The organism is Deltaproteobacteria bacterium (assembly GCA_003194485.1).
Classification (GTDB): domain Bacteria; phylum Desulfobacterota; class Dissulfuribacteria; order Dissulfuribacterales; family UBA3076; genus UBA3076.
The window spans coordinates 155122-157171 of record PQXD01000002.1 but is presented as its reverse complement, the minus strand read 5'-3'; the positions used below and the strand labels follow the sequence as shown (position 1 = coordinate 157171).

Sequence of the window (2050 nt, the reverse complement as noted above, 5' to 3'; positions counted from 1 at the left end):
TGGCCTTTATCTCTCTGAGAATGGAATTGCATTGGAGATCAAACCCAATAGGAAAAGTGCGTAACAACCTGCCTTTTCTCAAAGAATTGGCCTATGAGAAATTCACACAAAAAAGTTGACAGTACCTGGAGTTGATTCGTTATGCGGCTAGACTCGGCTTGATTGACGTGGATCTCTGGAAGGGTTGATATGGGACAAATTCCCATCTCATAGGTATTATCCCTATGAAAATGAGCTTCATTCTCTATAGACTAATCAAATAAAATCATAGATCCTTTTATAAAATCATAGATCCTTTCATATCTTGGTGTCACAAAACTGGCAATTGTATTTGTCGCTCTGAGTTCTGAAGGAAATTCTGCCGTTTCATATACAGAAGGCATGAACAAAAAAGAAGAGGAACGACATGAAAAAGACAGTGATTATTTCTAAGCAGAAGGATTGTGATCATGGCTTGATAGCATTGCGTAATAATTCAATCCCGGCCTGTTTTTCGCCAAGGCAACTTTTTCCCTTACTTGAGGCTTTTTCATTAACAAAAGGCATGAACAAAAAAGAAGAGGAACGACATGAAAAAGACAGTGATTATTTCTAAGCAGAAGGATTGTGATCATGGCTTGATAGCATTGATCAATGCGCTTTTCCCTGAATGCGAGATCAGTATAGTTTTTTCTGATATGGAAGGTACTGATGCATATCCCGACGAATCCTTACCGGAATCCCCTTTGACTGGTGCAAGAGGAGAGACCATGTCAGACATTTTGATCATGCATGACCAGCCAAATATGCATGAGCTACTTTCCCGGGAACTGATGGATGGTGTCAAATGGGTTATGAGAGGGGATGGTGCAGAATCGGCCAAGGGATAGCTAAAATCAGAGTAATTCGCTGGAATGGCCTTGGGCTTGAGGGAATAAGGGGGTTGAAAATGGAAATTCCTCAAAAAGCAAATATTGCTGTGGAACCCAGGTGGCTACCAAACGCAAAACAAGAAGCCTTCAAAACTAATCAGACAACCTTAGCTAGCAATTTTACGCAGGGAAGTCGAAGACGAATATTGGTTATCGATGACGATGCAAATGTTCGTAATGTCCTTTCACTGACACTATCTTTCATGGGTCATGACGTAGCTGTTGTCAACTGTGGTGATGAAGGTCTGAATCTGTTCCTGAAAAGCTCATTCGACCTCGTCATAACTGACTTAGATATGCCCGGCATAAACGGTTGGAAATTAGCATTCCACATCAAAGAAAAATCCCCCAACACCCCAGTCGTTCTGATAACAGGCAAGGAGAGAGAGACCGTCCTCGAAAAGGCAAAAGATAGTTCCGTTGACTTTGTTATATTTAAACCCTTTAGATTGGAAAATATTCAAAAAATGGTTCAGGGTATATTAGATAACAGACCATCAGAGTGTGGGGGACACGTCTGCCAGTCAAAAAACCTGCCGCTACGAAGAAAAAAAGGATGCGATTATACTCGTTAAGTAAAGAAACCTGCATTTCTGCCCCGACTGGTAGCTGAAAAAACGTAACCTTCAACCCTTGACGAGTACAAATCGATTATTACCGGAAAGGAGGCCACATCATGGCAAATAATTTTCAGATCTTTGTTCACAGAGACGGTGGAAGCCTCCATCTGAAATTAATTGGCGATTTCGATGGGAGCTCAGTACACAAATTGCTTGCTGCCCTGAAGAGGAATTGTCATGGAGCCTCAAGGGTCTATATACATACGAATTGTCTGGAGAAAATATCTACTTTCGGACAGAATATATTCCGTGGTAAGCTTGATATTCTGCAGAGCAAATCCATATCGGTTGTATTTACAGGAGAGAATGCTTCCAAATTAGCCCCCCCGGGGGAAACTACTTATTTCAATCTGTTTGGGCCTGATTCCCCGGACACTTCTTCACTCTCCGGTTTCAAACAAATTTCCTGTAAAGGAACTCGCATTCCTTTGGGGAAAGATCAAACCGCAGTTCTGCTTCGAGTATGATTTCCTTGCGGCTTTTTTCAGGATGCTCCTTGGTGACCTCGGATATCCATTT

General features: G+C 41.8%; 3 protein-coding genes. All 3 read left to right on the top strand.

All coding sequences use genetic code 11. The features are described 5' to 3' along the window. Positions 1-406 precede the first annotated feature (406 nt). The 3 genes from C4B57_02130 to C4B57_02120 are packed head-to-tail and all read left to right on the top strand — an operon-like array spanning position 407 to position 1486. A complete protein-coding gene (locus C4B57_02130) occupies positions 407-595 on the top strand; it encodes a hypothetical protein (GenBank protein PXF55822.1) in 189 nt (62 codons plus the stop codon). Then, positions 570-869, top strand: coding sequence for a hypothetical protein (locus tag C4B57_02125; protein PXF55821.1), 300 nt, complete (start codon positions 570-572; stop codon positions 867-869). The genes C4B57_02130 and C4B57_02125 overlap by 26 nt, the downstream gene beginning before the upstream one ends. Further along, positions 827-1486 carry a hypothetical protein gene (locus C4B57_02120; protein PXF55820.1) on the top strand — a complete coding sequence of 220 codons (660 nt, stop codon included), beginning with the start codon at positions 827-829 and terminating at the stop codon, positions 1484-1486. The genes C4B57_02125 and C4B57_02120 overlap by 43 nt, the downstream gene beginning before the upstream one ends. Positions 1487-2050: the final 564 nt, after the last annotated feature.